At 39.9% G+C, this 17,737-nt stretch carries 14 protein-coding genes; 2 read left to right on the forward strand and 12 right to left on the reverse strand.

Going from position 1 to position 17,737, the window contains the following annotated elements:
* Positions 1-44 precede the first annotated feature (44 nt).
* Genes B9Y87_RS02690 through B9Y87_RS02700 form a run of 3 tightly spaced genes read right to left on the reverse strand, consistent with a single transcriptional unit; the run spans position 45 to position 3,647 of the window.
* Positions 45-551, reverse strand: coding sequence for a hypothetical protein (locus B9Y87_RS02690; RefSeq protein ID WP_139827125.1), 507 nt, complete (start codon positions 549-551; stop codon positions 45-47).
* A 22-nt stretch (positions 552-573) separates the two neighbouring features.
* Complete coding sequence (locus B9Y87_RS02695; protein ID WP_085495905.1) at positions 574-2,454, reverse strand: ABC-F family ATP-binding cassette domain-containing protein; 1,881 nt, start codon at positions 2,452-2,454, stop codon at positions 574-576.
* Between the two features lie 8 nt (positions 2,455-2,462).
* Positions 2,463-3,647 (reverse strand): lipoprotein N-acyltransferase Lnb domain-containing protein, encoded by a 1,185-nt coding sequence (locus B9Y87_RS02700; RefSeq protein ID WP_085495908.1) that lies wholly within the window; start codon positions 3,645-3,647, stop codon positions 2,463-2,465.
* A gap of 198 nt (positions 3,648-3,845) precedes the next feature.
* On the opposite strand from B9Y87_RS02700, the gene B9Y87_RS02705 reads away from it, so the two are divergent.
* The gene (locus B9Y87_RS02705; RefSeq protein ID WP_085496633.1) at positions 3,846-4,601 is read left to right on the forward strand and encodes a CDP-alcohol phosphatidyltransferase family protein; all 756 of its coding nucleotides are present in this window, start codon (positions 3,846-3,848) and stop codon (positions 4,599-4,601) included.
* 130 nt (positions 4,602-4,731) lie between these two features.
* Here B9Y87_RS02705 and lptB read toward each other — a convergent pair whose 3' ends face one another.
* From lptB to B9Y87_RS02725, 4 genes are all read right to left on the reverse strand, one after another.
* A complete protein-coding gene (lptB, locus tag B9Y87_RS02710) occupies positions 4,732-5,472 on the reverse strand; it encodes an LPS export ABC transporter ATP-binding protein (RefSeq protein WP_072862320.1) in 741 nt (246 codons plus the stop codon).
* A 63-nt stretch (positions 5,473-5,535) separates the two neighbouring features.
* Complete coding sequence (locus B9Y87_RS02715; RefSeq protein WP_031442895.1) at positions 5,536-5,886, reverse strand: carboxymuconolactone decarboxylase family protein; 351 nt, start codon at positions 5,884-5,886, stop codon at positions 5,536-5,538.
* The gene (tatC, locus tag B9Y87_RS02720; protein ID WP_085495911.1) at positions 5,870-6,712 is read right to left on the reverse strand and encodes a twin-arginine translocase subunit TatC; all 843 of its coding nucleotides are present in this window, start codon (positions 6,710-6,712) and stop codon (positions 5,870-5,872) included. The genes B9Y87_RS02715 and tatC overlap by 17 nt, the downstream gene beginning before the upstream one ends.
* Positions 6,712-7,677, reverse strand: a complete 966-nt coding sequence (locus B9Y87_RS02725) for a KpsF/GutQ family sugar-phosphate isomerase (protein WP_085495913.1) — start codon at positions 7,675-7,677, stop codon at positions 6,712-6,714. Before B9Y87_RS02725 ends, tatC begins: the two co-directional genes overlap by 1 nt.
* Positions 7,678-7,886: 209 nt before the next feature.
* Here B9Y87_RS02725 and recQ point away from each other — a divergent pair, with 209 nt between their 5' ends.
* Complete coding sequence (gene recQ / locus B9Y87_RS02730; RefSeq protein WP_085495915.1) at positions 7,887-10,088, forward strand: DNA helicase RecQ; 2,202 nt, start codon at positions 7,887-7,889, stop codon at positions 10,086-10,088.
* Between the two features lie 112 nt (positions 10,089-10,200).
* On the opposite strand, the gene B9Y87_RS02735 is transcribed toward recQ, so the two are convergent.
* From B9Y87_RS02735 to B9Y87_RS02755, 5 genes are all read right to left on the reverse strand, one after another.
* The gene (locus tag B9Y87_RS02735) at positions 10,201-11,259 is read right to left on the reverse strand and encodes a S66 peptidase family protein (protein WP_085495917.1); all 1,059 of its coding nucleotides are present in this window, start codon (positions 11,257-11,259) and stop codon (positions 10,201-10,203) included.
* A 93-nt stretch (positions 11,260-11,352) separates the two neighbouring features.
* Complete coding sequence (locus tag B9Y87_RS02740) at positions 11,353-12,690, reverse strand: carboxypeptidase-like regulatory domain-containing protein (protein ID WP_085495919.1); 1,338 nt, start codon at positions 12,688-12,690, stop codon at positions 11,353-11,355.
* Positions 12,691-13,147: 457 nt separating this feature from the next.
* A complete protein-coding gene (locus B9Y87_RS02745) occupies positions 13,148-14,677 on the reverse strand; it encodes a bifunctional GNAT family N-acetyltransferase/carbon-nitrogen hydrolase family protein (protein WP_085496635.1) in 1,530 nt (509 codons plus the stop codon).
* Positions 14,678-14,717: 40 nt separating this feature from the next.
* Positions 14,718-15,452: a 23S rRNA pseudouridine(2604) synthase RluF gene (gene rluF / locus B9Y87_RS02750; RefSeq protein ID WP_085495921.1), complete on the reverse strand. Its 735-nt coding sequence runs from the start codon at positions 15,450-15,452 to the stop codon at positions 14,718-14,720.
* 130 nt (positions 15,453-15,582) lie between these two features.
* Positions 15,583-17,679, reverse strand: coding sequence for a beta-N-acetylhexosaminidase (locus B9Y87_RS02755; RefSeq protein ID WP_085495922.1), 2,097 nt, complete (start codon positions 17,677-17,679; stop codon positions 15,583-15,585).
* Positions 17,680-17,737: the final 58 nt, after the last annotated feature.

The following is a 17,737-nucleotide window of genomic DNA, read 5'->3' on the forward strand; positions in this document are numbered from 1 at the left end:
GTCGTGTTTTTATGAATTTCTTTATCTCCCTTAAAAATACGGGTTTAAATCCGAATCTTAAAATGCTCCTTGGCTTGTTCCCTTCTAAAAAATACCAGTCCACAATAAAATAGGTCCATGGTGACCTTTACCCGATTCAATTCTTTTATACTTTCCCATAATTTGTGGGTGTTCTCCGTTTGGTATATCCCATTTACCAAAACCACGGTGTCGTTGGTAATACTATTATTGTCAACAATAAACTTCTCAATGGTTTCCCTTTGAAATTTATCAATATAAATTAATTGATTGGAAGTGTTGGTGAAGGATACGCCTTTAATGTTTTTCGTTATTTCTTTTTCCAAAGCAATATTGGAAGGGATCAATTGTACTTCGGCTATTTCAAAATAGGCAATTGTTTTTAATAGAATATTTTGGGATTTGGATGTTTTAAAATGAGGGGATGCGTATAGACATTTGGTTATAAACCGGTAGACGAAGGGGGAATGTACCCCATGCTGGTTGTTTGATAACAGCTGGAACTTTATAAATGCAAATAACCTAGATAACATCTTATACTTTGTTGGACAGGATTTATTCATCCATGGACATGGAAAGCTCGAACCACCTTTCCGTTTTTTCTTCAATAGCCTCCGTAATTTCCTTGAGTTGGATGGACAATTTGGAAATCTCATCACCGGAAAGTGTACTGTCCGCGAATTTATTCTGGATTTCAAGCTTTTGGGATTCTAGTTTTTGGATTTCCTTTTCCAATTGTCGGTACTCTTTTTGTTCCAAAAACGAAAGCTTTTTTCCCGTTTCTTCTTCTTTCCAAGAATTCTTGGTATTTTTTACTTCATTGGCTTTTTCCTTGGATGCCTTGTTTTCTTGTATATTACTGTCCTCATAAGTTCTGAAATCGGAATAGTTGCCTGGGAAGTCCTCAATTTCCGCATTTCCCCTAAAAACAAAGAGGTGATCCACGATCTTGTCCATAAAATAACGGTCGTGGGAAACTACCAAAAGACAGCCCGGGAAGTCGAGCAGAAAACTTTCCAACACGTTCAGTGTTACAATGTCCAGATCGTTGGTAGGTTCATCCAGGATCAAAAAATTTGGATTTTGTATTAAAACGGTGCATAGATAAAGGCGTTTGCGTTCCCCTCCACTTAATTTTTCCACAAAATCATATTGCTTCTTACGGTCGAAAAGAAAACGTTCCAAAAGTTGTTGGGCGGAAATTTGTTTTCCCTTCATCAAAGGAATGTAATCCCCAAATTCCCGGATAACATCTATTACTTTCTGACCTTCCTTAATGGTAATTCCCTTTTGGGTGTAATAACCAAACTTAATGGTTTCTCCAATCACTACCTTGCCGCTGTCCGGTTGCACGGTACCGCTCAGAATATTTAAAAAGGTAGATTTTCCTGTGCCGTTTTTTCCTATGATGCCAATACGTTCCCCCTTTAGAAAATTATATTCAAATTTGTCCAGAATGGGTTTGTTGGGGAAGGATTTGGATATTTTATGGAGCTCTACAATTTTGCTCCCCATACGTTCCATATTAATTTCCAGCTGCACCTCGTGTTCCTTTCTACGTTGGCTTGCCTTTTCCTTTATGGTGTGAAAATCGTCGATTCTGGATTTTGATTTGGTAGTCCGTGCTTTGGGCTGTCTGCGCATCCAGTCCAGTTCTTTCTTGAACAGTATTTTGGATTTGTGCTGTTCTACGGCCTCCTGTTCCAAACGGGCTTCTTTCTTTTCCAGATAATAGGAATAGTTGCCCTTATAGGAATACAACTGCCCATTATCCAGTTCAATGATTTCATTGCAGACTCGTTCCAGAAAATATCTATCGTGGGTAACCATGAAGAGGGTCATATTCTCCTTGGCGAAATACTGTTCCAGCCACTCTATCATTTCAAGGTCCAAATGGTTGGTAGGTTCATCCAAAATAAGCAGGTCCGGCCTATTGATCAAGGCATTGGCCAATGCCAATCGTTTCTTTTGTCCCCCCGATAGTAAACCTACCTTTACATTTAGATCTTCCAATTTTAATTTGAACAGGATCTGCTTGTATTGTGTTTCAAAATCCCATGCGTCATAGCGTTCCATAGCTTCAAAGGCCTTTTGGTAGGCATCTGCATCTTCTGGATCCAAAAGGGCATGTTCGTAGTTTTGGATAACCTTTAAAACCTCGTTGTCCGAAGCAAAGATGGTTTCCTCCACGGTTAATTTTGGATCTAGGTCCGGTTCTTGTTCCAAAAATGAAATTCGAATTCCCTTACGACTATTTATTTGGCCACTGTCCGACGAATCCTTGCCGGATAGTATGTTTAGGATGGAAGTCTTTCCGCTACCATTTTTTGCAATTAGCGCAATTTTTTGATCCTTGTTGATGCCAAAGGAAATATTTGAAAAAAGTGATAACTCGCCAAATGATTTGGATATATTTTCTACAGTAAGTAGGTTCATCTAAGGTATTATTTTAAACTGATGTGTTGTTGGAAATACTTCCATAAAAAAAGATATCTTGCGCCAAGCATCATCCAGAGGGGAACGGCCAAGGGGGAGAACACCTGTACATTAAATATGGCCAATACAATGGTTGCTCCCAATAATCCAAGTAGAATTAACAAGTATGTGGGCATCCAACTCGGAATGTTCTTCTTTTGAACAATGATAAAGCCAATAATTAGATTCAACGGAAATACCCAAAGGATATTGAAGTTGTTTGCGGTAGCGGTATGGTCTGTAAAAAACCATAGGAAAACCAGTAGCGCTCCGGCCAGCCCCGAAACAAAAAATAGTATGGAATCCAAGATCCTACTTCTGGTATGATTTTTATAGTCGATATAGGTAATGGTAAGAACAAACAATAATATTGCCAATATCCAAAATAGGGGAGAGGCTAGAAAGTATCCCTTATCCTCCTTTTTTAAGGAAGTTAAAATGGTTCTGTCCCTTATTACCAGATTATGTTCGGATAGGGTAGTATTGCCTAATTGTTCCATTACATATATAGGTAAAAACATATGTTCCTTAACCGTAGCTGTTCTGTCTATTACAGACCCCAAGGCCAAATCTATCCCGAAACTGGACCAAGAATTGGTAATTAGGTTTTGGTGTATAAGCTGCCTGAAGGTGTAGTTTTTTTCCAAATGCCCCTCATTATAATGCAGGTTTTTACCTAAGGCCTCTTGCAGGACATCCCCTATTTTGGTGGCGCAATTGTTGAAAAAGAAATCGTATTTGTAATCCCTATTTTCTGGGCGATAATTGTTTTCCAAAAATTGGAACAATTCATTCTTTGCTGTAGGGGCAAGTTGCAAGAGTTGTTCTTTTACCCATCTATTTTCCATTTCATAGGCATACAAAAAATTGGGCATATTTTGCTTGCTTAAAGAATAGTATAATTTACCCATGGCAAATTCCACGTAAAACATGGGCGGGTCAAAATTAAAAGTCCCATAATTGTACACCCAGTCTATTCCCTGGGAGGGATCTTGGATTCTAAAAGCGCTATGGCCAAAAGTGGTGTATAGGTCGCTGCCAGAGCCACAGGTTAAAACGCTTATTTGTGATTCGGGAGATAATTCCCTAACCTGTGCGGTTCCGTGGAACATCAGGCCCAAAAAAAATGCAATAAAAAGAATTCTTATGCTCATATTCTATTGGGAGCCACTATTTTTTGAAATTACCAACGCAAATATCGAATAATTTATAGGATTTAAGTATGATAGTACAAGCTATTATAAAAAACGGGATATATTTTAACAGCATTTTTTAATAAATGGTATTTTTACATGATGGCACCTAATTTGCAATGTGCAATTGATGGTGAAAAACCAAGTAAAATAAGACCTATGAAGCGCCATATTCCTAATATTATAACCTTGTTAAATGTTTTTTGTGGTTGTATCGCCACCGTGTTTGCGGTTTTGAACAAGTTGGAGGTGGCTGCCTTCTTTGTCTTTTTGGGAATTTTTTTTGATTTTTTTGATGGATTGGCTGCAAGGGCCTTGAACGTGAGAAGTGAGTTGGGGCTGCAATTGGACTCCCTTGCCGATGTAATTACTAGTGGGTTGGTGCCCGGTATAGTAATGTTTCAGCTGTTGAGTATGTCCTATAGCGGAGGATGGAACATTGGTCTTCAACCAGATTCGCCCGAGACCATGCATTGGGGGGCATTCGACATTCCCTTGATTCCTTTTTTTGGGTTTTTGATTACCCTGGCCTCCGCCTATCGCTTGGCAAAATTTAATCTGGATGAAAATCAGGTTTCCTCTTTTGTGGGACTCCCTACCCCTGCCAATGCCTTGCTGATACTTTCCTTTCCCTTAATATTGCTTTATCACAACAATGATTTTTTAAATACCATAATCCTGAATAAATGGTTCTTGATAGGGACAACGCTATTGAGTTCGTATCTGTTAAATGCCAATATTGGTTTATTTGCCCTGAAATTTAAAAATTGGAGTTTTAGGGATAATGCCCTGCGCTATATTTTTATCGTAGTGAGTTTTGTGCTGATCCTCACCATGAAATTTATGGCTATTCCGGGCATAATAGCTTTTTATATTATAAGTTCTATGGTGAATAACTTAAAAACACCAAAATAGGATTGATTACTTATGCATTTGGATCGACCTCAAAGTGGTGTGCCCCATCAATTACGGACTAAAAAAAATGGGTTCAACTTGGGAAGTATTGTTGCTTGTGACAATTTATGGTCACGGGGATTTGCTGTATTTAAAAATCCAATTTCTTTCTACGAAGCTCAAAATTCTGACCTAAATAAACCTTTCTTACCATTTCATCCGCAGCCAAGTCTTCGGGAATCCCGGATTTAAGGATGCCCCCTTCAAACATAAGGTAGGAGCGCTCCGTAATTGCCAAAGTTTCCTGAACGTTGTGGTCTGTAATTAGAATACCGATATTCTTATTTTTAAGTTGGGCCACTATTCTCTGAATATCTTCAACGGCCACGGGGTCTACTCCAGCGAAAGGTTCGTCCAACAAGATAAATTTCGGATCCGTTGCCAAGGCCCTTGCAATTTCCGTACGCCTTCTTTCGCCACCCGACAAAAGATCGCCACGGTTCTTGCGAATATGTCCCAGGCCAAATTCTTCAATGAGCGATTCCATTTTCATTAGCTGCTCCTTCTTGCTCAATTTGGTCAACTGAAGCACGCTCAGAATGTTTTGTTCTATACTCAATTTTCTAAATACAGAGGCTTCCTGGGCCAAATATCCAATACCATTTTGCGCTCTCTTGTACATAGGGAAGCGCGTAATTTCCATTTTATCCAGATATATATTTCCTCCATTGGGTTTTATCAACCCCACTATCATATAGAAAGATGTTGTTTTTCCGGCGCCATTGGGCCCTAATAAACCAACGATCTCTCCTTGGTTTACTTCCAATGAAATTCCTTTAACTACTTGACGCCCTCGATAGGACTTCATTATGTTATCTGCTCTTAGCTTCATAGTACCTTTCTATTCCCCAAAACTAAGCCTTATATTAGTTTGGGAAAAGATATTGTAGATTTTTTAACCTTCTTGTTTTTCCAATTCCTCCCAATATTCATAAGCCCTTCTCAAGTGGGGGACTACTATAGTGCCGCCAACGAGGGTGGCAATTCCCAAAGTTTCCATGACTTCCTCCTTGCTAGCGCCTTCATTATAGGAGCTTTCCAAATGGTATTTTACACAATCGTCGCAGCGCAGAACAGCAGAGGCTACCAATCCCAATAACTCTTTGGTCTTTACATCCAGAGCACCGGCGGCATAGGCATTGGTGTCCAGGTTGAAGATTCTTTTTATGATCTTGTTGTTGTCCGCCAAGAGCTTTTCGTTCATTTTGGAACGATAGTCATTAAATTCCTTAACTTGATTTGACATTTTTCTTCTGATTTTTTTTGGCCTCCCTTCTTAATACCACCTTGGAAATATAAATGCTTATTTGGTATAGAATTAAAATGGGAACCGCCACAATGATCTGACTGGCTACATCCGGAGGGGTGATTACTGCGGATATGATAAGTACCACTACTAGGGCTATTTTTCTATATTTTCGGAGTATTTCCGGGGTTACCAAACCTATTTTGGTCAAGAAAAAAATGATGATGGGCAATTCGAATATTAGACCGCAGGCAATTACGGCCGCCCTTACGGTAGAAATATAAGAAACCAAATCTATTTCCCGTACCACTGAATCACTAATGGAATAGCCACCTAAAAAGTTAATGGACAATGGAGCTACTACGTAATATCCGAACAATACGCCCGTAAAGAAAAGAAAGGAAGCAATAAAGATAAATCCCCTTGCGTTCTGGCGCTCGTTGTCATACAGTCCTGGGGCAATGAATTTCCACATTTCATAAAGTACATAAGGAAATCCGATAATGAAACCTGCCCAAATGGAAGTCCAGATATGTGCGGAGAATTGTTCGGACATTTGCCTACTCTGTACCGTAAATTCCGGTTCAGTATTACAAAATGCCTCACTAAAACCCAATAACTTGGAAAAGTCGCAGAAAACGTGATAAGTGGGGAAATCTGGCATCATCGGGCCAAAAATAACTGTATCAAAAATGAATCCCTTCATTAAAAAAGCTACCCCCCCGATAATAACTACGGCCAAGGTTGATCTTATTAAATGCCATCTTAGTTCTTCCAAATGGTCCAGGAACGACATTTCATTTGGGGTCTTTTTCATTTTTGCCATTACAGTATGCCTTCTTTAATTAAATTGTGTAAATGTACTATTCCTTTGTAATTCTCTCCGTCAACAACCAATATTTGTGATATATTATTGGCCTGCATTATTTCCAAGGCCTTTACGGCAAGGACGTCCGAAGCTATGGTCTTGGGGGTAATGCTCATGATGTCTTTGGCAGTTAGGCCATAAATATTGTCATACTTATTGAGCATACGCCTAATATCGCCATCAGTTATGATTCCAACAATTTTTTGGTCTTCCATTACCGCCGCAGCGCCCAACATTTTTTCAGAGATCTCTATGATCACAGATTTTACATCGCTGTTGGTGCTGACTTGTGGAATCTGGTTATTACTGGCAATATCGCCTACCCTTAAGTATAACTTCTTTCCCAGCGCACCTCCCGGGTGGTATTTTGCAAAGTCCTTGCTGCTAAACCCCTTAAGTTCCAGAAGGCAAATGGCCAGGGCATCCCCTATAACCAATTGGGCCGTTGTACTGGTAGTTGGCGCAAGATTGTTTGGGCAGGCCTCCTTTTCAACATAAGTGTTTAAAATATAGTCTGCCTGTGCAGCCAAAAAGGAGTCGGGGTTCCCGGTCATTCCTATTAACTTGTTTTTGCCCCGTTTTATTAGGGGTACAAGCATCTTTATTTCGGCGGTATTGCCACTTTTGGATATGCAGATAACCACATCGTCTTTCTGTACGGTTCCCAGATCACCGTGTATGGCGTCGGCGGCGTGCATAAATATGGATGGGGTGCCTGTAGAATTTAAAGTGGCAACGATTTTGGAAGCGATAAGGGCGCTTTTTCCGATACCGGAAATAATGACCCTACCTTTGGAATGTCTAATACATTCCACCGCATTGGAGAAATCTTTGTTTAAGAGAGTCGCTAAAAAGGAAATTGCCTCGGCCTCATTCTCAATGGTTTTCTTTGCTATGGCCAATATAGCTTCGGTATCGCTCAAAGTAAATTAAAGTTATGTGATGATTTTCCTAAAAGAAAGTCTTATCTTTATTTTACAAAATTACATAAACTTAAGTTTATAGAATATTTTAAATTTGAACAATTTTTTTCAAATAAATGCTTAGTTACAATACAAAAATTCCTTAACTTAAGGAATTTGATTTTTGGCGATGGCGTCAATATATAATATTAATAAAGGTGAAGTACGGTATGGGTATAAATGAGATTGATTTACATGCCTCTCTAAAAAAGTATTTTGGATTCTCCCAATTCAAAGGTTTACAGGAAAATGTTGTTAAGAATATTGTACAAGGTAAGAATACCTTTGTAATAATGCCTACAGGTGGTGGGAAATCCCTTTGTTATCAATTGCCTGCGCTTATGCAGGAAGGTACTGCAATTGTGGTATCGCCCTTGATCGCCTTGATGAAAAATCAAGTAGATGCAATAAGGGACGTATCCAGTGATATAGGGGTGGCCCATGTTTTGAACTCTTCGTTGACAAAGACGGAGATTAAACAGGTGAAGAATGATGTAAGCAATGGGGTAACCAAGCTTTTGTATGTAGCTCCCGAGTCTTTGACCAAGGAGGAATATGTGGATTTTTTGCAGGGAGAGAAAATATCCTTTGTGGCCGTTGATGAGGCCCACTGTATTTCGGAATGGGGACACGATTTTAGGCCTGAGTATCGCAATCTTAAATCTATTGTTGGTAGGTTGGGAGATAATATTCCTTTAATTGCCCTAACGGCCACCGCAACCCCCAAGGTACAGGAAGATATTATCAAAAATTTGGGAATAACGGATGCCAAAGTGTTCAAGGCAAGTTTTAATAGACCAAATCTATATTACGAAGTTAGGCCTAAAACCCAAAATGTTGATGGTGACATCATTCGTTTTATAAAACAAAATTCCGGTAAATCGGGCATTATTTATTGTCTTAGTAGGAAACGGGTAGAGGAACTGGCGCAGGTGTTACAAGTGAACGGTGTTAGTGCGGTACCATATCATGCGGGATTGGATGGTAAAACCAGGTCCAAGCACCAAGACATGTTCCTTATGGAGGATGTGGATGTGGTGGTTGCCACCATTGCATTTGGGATGGGCATAGATAAACCGGACGTGCGTTTTGTAATTCATCACGATATTCCCAAGAGCATAGAAAGCTATTATCAGGAAACTGGTAGGGCTGGAAGGGATGGGGGAGAAGGACATTGCCTTGCATTCTACTCCTATAAGGATGTGGAAAAACTGGAGAAATTTATGTCTGGAAAACCCGTGGCCGAACAGGAGATTGGAAATGCCCTGCTACAGGAAATTGTAGGTTACGCCGAAACTTCAATGTCCCGAAGAAAATTTATACTTCATTATTTTGGGGAGGAATTCGACGAAATTAACGGTGAAGGTGCCGATATGGATGACAATACCCGGAATCCCAAGGAAAAGCAGGAGGCTAAGGACGATGTGGTTAAGCTGATCAATGTGGTAACGGGTACTAGCGAAAAATTCAAATCCAAAGAGGTGGTCAGGACCTTGGTAGGGAAAGTAAATGCCCTGATTTCCTCCCATAAGACCGATGAAAAGGAATTTTTTGGTATAGGAAATGATAAGGATAAGGGTTATTGGATGGCTTTGATTCGGCAAACCTTGGTTGCCGGTTTGCTTAGAAAGGAAATTGAACAATACGGTATTCTACATGTAACCCCACAAGGGAAGGAATTTGTTAAAAATCCAACATCCTTTATGATGACTATGGATCATGTTTACAATAAGGAGACTGATGATGCTATTGTGAGCGCCGCCAAATCTTCCGGAGGTGTGGCGGATGATAATTTATTAAAGATCCTAAAAGATTTAAGAAAAAAAGAGGCCCATAAATTGGGCGTTCCGCCTTTTGTTGTGTTTCAGGATCCCTCCTTGGAAGACATGGCCCTTAAATATCCAATATCCTTGGATGAACTTGTCAATATCTATGGAGTTGGGGAAGGTAAGGCTAAAAAATACGGCAAGCCATTCGTAGACCAGATTGCATCCTATGTTGAGGATAACAACATTTTAAGACCCGATGACCTGATCGTAAAAAGTACAGGTGCCAATTCCTCCCTTAAGCTCTATATCATTCAAAACGTAGATAGAAAATTGCCATTGGATGATATTGCTTCGGCAAAGGGGTTGGAATTGAACGAGTTGATCAAGGAGATGGAGCAAATTGTCTTTAGCGGTACCAAATTGAATATCGCCTATTGGATCGATGAGATTTTGGATGAGGATCAGCAAGAAGAAATCCATGATTACTTCTTGGAAGCCAACACGGACGATCTTGAAGTGGCCTTAAAGGAATTTGATGGGGAATATGAGGATGAAGAGCTCCGGCTATACAGACTGAAATTTATTAGTGAAGTGGCCAACTAACGGGTAATCGATTGACTTTAAGCAAATGCAGCCATCTTTAGCATGGCTGCATTGTGTTTTGTAGTATTTTGCTTTAAATAATAATTACCGGTCTAAAAGTATGGTGATATATTTATCGTACCGCCTTTTCCAATAACTGTAGTGTCATTTTCTGGGTATCCAATTTGGCATTGATTCCTATTGGGAGTGTAAAGTTGTTTTCTATATGGCCAAAGGTCATCCCGTAAACCGCTGGTATATTCAGGGGTTTAATTCTATCCAGTATCACTTCCTTGAGCGTAAAAGATTTGGGGTCAGGGACACTATCACATCCTTTAAAAACACCTAGAGCTATTCCTGCCGCCTTATTAAAGGTCATGCCCTGCATTAACTGGGTCAGCATTCTGTCTATGCGATAGGGGGCTTCTTCAATATCTTCAAGAAATACGATGGCATCCGTAAAATCAATTTCATGGGGAGTTCCAATTAGGGCATTTACCAAAGTTAAACTGCCACCTACCAACTTTCCCGTAACAATTCCTGGTTTAATACAATATCTATCATATTCAGGCTTGCTGTATTCTTCTAGGTCTGTAATTTCTACATTATTGATAATGGGAGGCAATTCTTTGGATTTCATCACCACATTTTGCAGTTGCTCAATACTGTAAGGATCATTAATGGTGCTCCCTACTGGTCCGTGAAACGTAATAAGGCCCGTTTCTTGATGTATCCCATTTAAAAGTGCCGTAATGTCGCTAAAACCAATTAAGGCTTTGGGGTTTTTTCTAATAAGCTCAAAATCTATTAAATGCATAATCCTAGTACATCCATATCCCCCACGTGCGCATAGGATGCCGTCTACCTTTTTATTGGCGAACATTTCGTTCAGATCCGCAACCCTTTCCGCATCCGTATTACTGAAGTAACCATAGTTCCCGTGTATGCGATCTGTATGGTAAGGTGTGAATCCCATTTTTTCCAAGGTCTCTTTGGCCTTTACAAGAACCTCCGGTTTTATGGCGTAACCGGGTGCAATGAGACCAATAGTATCTCCTTTTTTTAAGGCTTTGGGCTTTAGGGGTATGAGGGGCATTTTTATTTGCTGTGGATTCGCAAAAATTGTTGACGGCACTAGTGCGGCTACCCCTGCCCCAAGGGCTGTTTTAAAGAACTGTCTCCTTTTTTTCATTGAGCTTAATTTGTATCATCTAAATATATAAAAATTAGTATAAAAAAAGTCCGACATGTTAATGACGGACTTCATAGTTCATATATAATAGCTCTACATTCCCAGTGAGGAGGAGTCCTCTTTGGATTTGGATCTTCTTAACTGTCTTTGAATTTTTTTAATAGCAGATTCTATAGATTTTTCCGGTTCTATGATATTGTACTCGCCCCAGAAATCCGGGTCTGAAAACCCTATGGCCTCATCTTCAAGAATTATGGAAGATTTAATACGGTCCTTAAATTTGGGCGATTCACCTGTAGTGTTCTTCTCCCAGTCGGTAATGGCCATTTCGCAAGTCATGCTATATACCGAATTGAAAAGTCGATCGTCCCAATTTATTTTGAATTCCAATAGAACATTGCTGTACCCGTAATACCATTTTCCATTCTTTTCCCTGTAATCCACACGGTACGCAATATCTGTAGGCCATACATTGGCATGGGCAGGTTTTTTACGTACGAACATTTTGGCTGCCTTTTCCCTGTCCGTAATGTTCAGGGAATAAATGGCACTGGTCAGAATTTTTTTATCGGCATCAATATACAGTTTACCTTGGTACAAGGGGTCTGTTATGGACTCCTTTTGTATGAAATTGATAACGAAAATAAGTTTGTCGTTAACTTTGGTGGAATTTTCGAAACTAAAGTTATAATCATCAAACGTTTCTTCCGTAAAGATGTATTGTGGGTATTTGATCATGTCCACAAATAGGGTGTTAAAAGGTCCTCCTTGCAGTTTAATGGCCAAGGTGTCCAGTTTGTCATAATCGGTGCTCTTCCTTGCCTTATACAGCTGTAATGCGTCCCTACGATCGGAATTGTAGGGAGATTTGTAAATATTTACCACAGCCTCGGATAAAGAAACGTTTTTCCTTCTTTTTTTTATGGTTTCCCGGTAAAAGGCGGTCATTAAGGTGGGGTCGTCAAAATAATTTTCACCTTTTCTAAGCAGTGTTTCCTTGACCAGGGCTTTAGCATCTTTAGGAACGGCAAGGCTCACCTCGGATAATTCCATAAAACTTACCATCAGTTCAATTTCGTTTTTATTTTCCTTCAACTGGCTTAAAGGGATCGTTCTGGTCTCGTATCCCAAAAAGGAAACACTGACCTGTCCCTCGCTAATATCCTTGGGGACTTTCAATGAAAAGTAGCCCTCGGTATTACTAACGGTGCTAATATTGGTGTTATCAATGGAAAGGGTGGCGAAGACCAATGGGTTTTTGGTTTCACTATCAATAATTTTACCTTGATATTGGTTAAATGAATTTTCCTGTTCCTGCATGTCTTGATACAGGAGGGCCGCCGAAACGGAGGGCGTTGCCCCTAAAAACAATAAAAAAGATATTGCAGCTATAAGGGGGAATTTACTAAAAGGAGTTTTTTTGGGTTTCATCTGTTTAAATTTTATTGTTCCAATCGTCCAGTGGTATTCGCAATAAATTTAAAGGTAGTTGGTGCAGGTTGGTAAAGGTGAATTGGATTAAGCATTTAGTGCTTATATCAATGAACGATTGTCTTCCTAAGTTAATGATTTTTAATGAAATACCCTATTAAAATTTTGTTTAATTTTTAGGTTGGTTAGGACGGTAAAGCGCTCGCTATTGGAGGTTGGCTTTCCTACTGGGGAATTAAACAGGCTTGTGTAGGGAACTCATTTTTTGATATGGGCAATTGGGAAGTGTTACGACCAGAATTAATTGCAATGTTGCTTTTGGAGAAACATCATAACAATTTAAGACAACACGTATAGACTTATTTATACTGCTATTTTTATTGGATACACCTTTGTAATTAAGTGGGGCATACTTTAACGGGCAATGTCGTTTAAAAAGTCTACTATAGCAGTTTGGTCAGTTCTTTCTGCGTATCTCAAATATATCCGTTCTTCTGTCTTTTAGGTTTCTAACGCTGCCAAATTGGTTCAGTTCCCGCAATAGATCAATATCCAGGTCAACTATCAGAATCATTTCGGTATTTGGTGTGGCTTCGGCCTTTATCCCATTGGCGGGAAAAGCAAAATCACAGGGTGTAAATACCATGGATTGTGCATATTGTATATCCATATTATGTACCTTGGGCAGGTTCCCTACGCTTCCTGCAATGGCCACATAACATTCATTTTCGATGGCCCTTGCCTGTGCACAGTTCCTGACCCTGGAAAAGCCATTTTGGGTATCGGTGAGGTAGGGGACAAATAAAATATCCATACCTTCGTCTGCCAGTAATCTACTCAGCTCCGGAAATTCGGAATCGTAGCAGATCAGGACACCTATCTTTCCGCAATCTGTGTCAAATACCTTTAGTTCATTGCCCCCTTGCATGCCCCAAACCTTTGCTTCATCTGGAGTTACATGGAGTTTTTCATATCGTTCCTTGGTGCCATCCCTTTTACAGATATACCCAACGTTGTAAAGACTTTCATCTTTTATTTCTGGCATACTCCCTGTTATTATATTGATATTATAGGAAATTGCCAACTCGGAAAACCGTTGAACAATGGTGGCTGTATGCTGTGCCAATTCCCTTATGGCCGCAGACTCTGATAAATGATTGTTCTCCGCCATTAAGGGTGCGTTAAAGAATTCTGGGAAAAGTGCAAAGTCCGAGCGATAACCGGAAACGGCATCTACAAAATATTCTGCTTGTTGAAGTACGTCATCAAGATTTTTGTAGGGTCTCATTTGCCATTGGATGAGTCCGACCCTTACTACCTTTTTTACCACGCTGGCCTCTATGTTCTTCTTCTCATAGTAAATGTTGTCCCATTTCAAAAGTACTGCGTAATCATTGGAAGCAGAATCACCTTCCAAATAGTTTTTTAAAATTTTACTGGGATGGAAGTCGTTGGAAATTTGGAAGTTAAGTACTGGGTCGTTTATTTCCTTGCGTTTTACTTTTTCAATATATTCCTTGGGGGATAAGGTGTCTTTGTACTTATGATAGTTGGGGATTCTGCCTCCAAAAGCAACCCCCTTTAAATTTAAGCGCTCGCATAGGTCTTTTCGGTAATCATATAACCTGCGACCCAACCGCATTCCCCTGTATTCGGGTTTAATAAAAACATCAATGCCATAAAGTACGTCGCCATCCGGAGAATGGGTGTTAAAAGTGTAATTTCCGGTTATGTGTTGGTAGGTGTGTTTGTTTTCAAATTTATCATAATCCAGAATAATGGACAAGGCGCAGCCTGCAATATGGCCATTCACTTTTATGACTACCTGTCCCTCCGGAAATTTGGATATTAAATTATCTATTTGATGTTCCCGCCAGTAAGATTCAGGCATGGTGGTGTAAGATTCTATCATGGCCGTTTTAAGCTCTTGATAGTCATCAACGCTTAAATACAATAATTCAATATTTTCTATTTCTTCCATCTTCATGGCCATACTTTTAAAATTTGATTAGGGGTGTTTGTTCTTTTTACTTGTGATGGGTCTTGGTAGAATCGGAAATCATCTCATTGATTTCACCCAATTCGTTTTCGGATAAATAGCGCCATTTCCCTACTGGGACGTCCAATTGAATATTCATGATCCTAATACGCTTTAGGGCGGTTACATTGTAACCCAAATACTCGCACATTCGCCTTATCTGACGGTTAAGCCCTTGTGTTAGAATAATCCGAAATTGGAACTTGCTTATTTCCTCAATTTCGCACTTACGCGTTACCCTATCCAAGATGGGGACCCCATTGGCCATTTTTTCGAGGAAAACTTTGGTAATAGGCCTATCTACGGTAACAATATATTCTTTCTGATGCTTATTTCGGGCCCTTAATATTTTGTTAACGATATCTCCGTCATTGGTCAATAGTATTAATCCTTCACTGGGTTTGTCCAATCTTCCAATTGGGAATATTCTGGTTGGGTAATTTATGAAATCGATAATATTGTCCTTTTCCACCCTGGTATCGGTTGTGCAAACAATGCCAATGGGTTTGTTGAAGGCAATATATACAGGCTTTTCTTGGGGTTCGGAAATAAGCTCCCCATCCACGCGTACCTCATCGGCCATGGTAATTTTGGTACCCATTTCTGGAACCTTTCCGTTAATGGTTACCCTACCTTGCTCAATAAGTTTGTCTGCGGCCCTGCGCGAACAATAGCCCATTTCACTTAAAAATTTGTTGATTCGGGTGGCTTCCTTCTCTTTCATATACGCTCCTTAAGCCCGATTTCCACATCGGATTTAGGGGCGAAATATACTTAATTAAACGCTTATTATTGTTAACATTGGTATAAGATATTTCACCCCTATTTTACCTATAATAAATTTTTGCAGATAATTATTTTTTTATCGGATCTGCATTCTCCATGTAAATTTCCTTTCCAAGTTCTTGGTTCAACTTTTTAAAGAACAATATTTCTGCATAGAATTGCCAATCGAAATTTATGGTTTGATTGGCCAAATGCACATGATGGTCCTGATCCAGAATGTAATTGTCCGGTTTGTTCAATATACGGGTTTTACCATAAACCATTTCCAATTCCTTTCTTAGGCTTCCAAATTCAGACTCCAACTCCTTTAGTTTGGAAGCCGTGGCCTTGATGTCTTCCCTGCTTTCCGCCATATCATAGTCGCGAAGGGCCAGTAACATTTTTGGACTATAACCCGCCAGTTTGTTTACCTGTTCATATACTTGTAAGTTGTGGTCGTTGCGCAGGGCGAGAGAACGGGCATTCTCTATTTTCTTTACAATACTATCGGTATGCGATAGGGTTTGGGCCGCTGTCTTTAAACGCTCTTCGTTGGCCAGGCTCCAGGCTCCAATATTTTCTTTGTTCGGAAACTCAATAACAGCTTCTTCCAGTGGATCTTTCATCTGATGCAAGAAGTTGCGTTGGTTCTTTTTAAGCAGGGCATTTTTCCAAAAGGCCACAGGGGATTCAAGATCGGTAATAAAAGCCTTATTGCCATCGGCCAAGGTATACCCATATTCCCTTTGCCTAAAGGCCGACTTTATTTCCTCCTTACTGCGTTTATCACCAATCCAGGAATATTCGGCAAAGGCCAAGATACCCCTCATGTACAGTTCAAAATGTGGAGAATCATCGTCCCATAATGTCAATAATAACCCTTTAAGACCACTGTCTATGGAGCTTACGGCAAAAGAGCGTATGTTTTCCATATTGCTTTCTTCCTGTGGCATTAATACCCATCTAGTTTGCCCCGCCGTGGCACCCATAACCTCCATGCCATGGTCCGTAAACCATTGCATGGCCTTGATGTTTCCTAAGGCTTGTGGCGAACTATAGTTCCATCGCATATAAATGCAATTTTTCGGGAAGATATCCAGAAACTCCAGTAATTTGTGCTCGTTATCCTTCCAAACCTGGTCCACTTCTTCCTGTGTCATATCTTTTTTGAACATAGGGTCGTAAACGTCTGCCTGTTTTAGGGGCATATCATCCCAAAAAATTGGGGTCTTTCCATGTTCTTCAGCAAATTTGGCCACTTTGTCCAACCACATTAGCTGTAATTTTAAAGGCGACTCCTTGCTTCCTCGTCCAGTAGTGTGTACTTCGTCGCCTCCAACATGCAGGTATTTTCCATAAGGAAAAGCTTCCATGGCGTCCAAATAAAGGTCAAATTGTACTTCATAAGTCTTGGGGTCAAGGGGGTTAAAAGCCCAATCGCTCTCAGGACTGTCCCTAAGCTCCATGTATTCGGGATGTTTTAGAATAAACGAGGCATGGCCCAAACCTTGTACCAACGGACTAATTTCTATATGTCGCTCTTTGGCATAATCGCTGATTTTTTTCCATTCTTCAATACTCAAGGCATCGGCGGAGGCAACAGTGGGTTGACGTTTAAATTTTAATTTGTCTTCAACTTCCAAAATAATGCCGTTGATTTTGTAACTGGCCAACTTATCCAGTAGTTCATAATAGTATGCTGTTTTTTCCAAATGGTGTTTTATATCCAAGTGGACGGAGCGATAAGCCAATGAAGGGTAATCCTTTAACTGGCACAATGGTAGGTTTACCCTTTGATCCTTCGCATCTTCCATCAATTGTTCCAAGGTTTTGAACCCATAAAACAAACCGGCTTCATCCTTGCCTGTAATTAGAACCTGGTCGTTGGTAATAGATAGGGTGTAACCTTCGGCAGGAGTATTCAGATTGCCATCCATTTGGTAGGCCAAAGTATATTTGCCTTCATCTCCAAGTGCTAAAATATCCTTATTTATTATTGGCAGTACTTCCCCGTTTTTTGCTTCTGCTTTTAGGGTTCCATCGTGCGCAATTGAACTAACCCCGGTGATTTCAAATTCTTGTGGTTGAGGTAATAATTTAAAGTCGCCCATCTTATTCTCCTTAGGGGAACAAGAAAAGAGTAGAACGAATATTATCAATAGGTAAATGCCGGTAATTTTTCTCATGAAATTTGTAATTGGTAGTTAATATTGGACGTAGTATTTTGATTAATGGGTAAAAATA

This window comes from Arenibacter troitsensis (assembly GCF_900177645.1).
Lineage (GTDB): Bacteria > Bacteroidota > Bacteroidia > Flavobacteriales > Flavobacteriaceae > Arenibacter > Arenibacter troitsensis.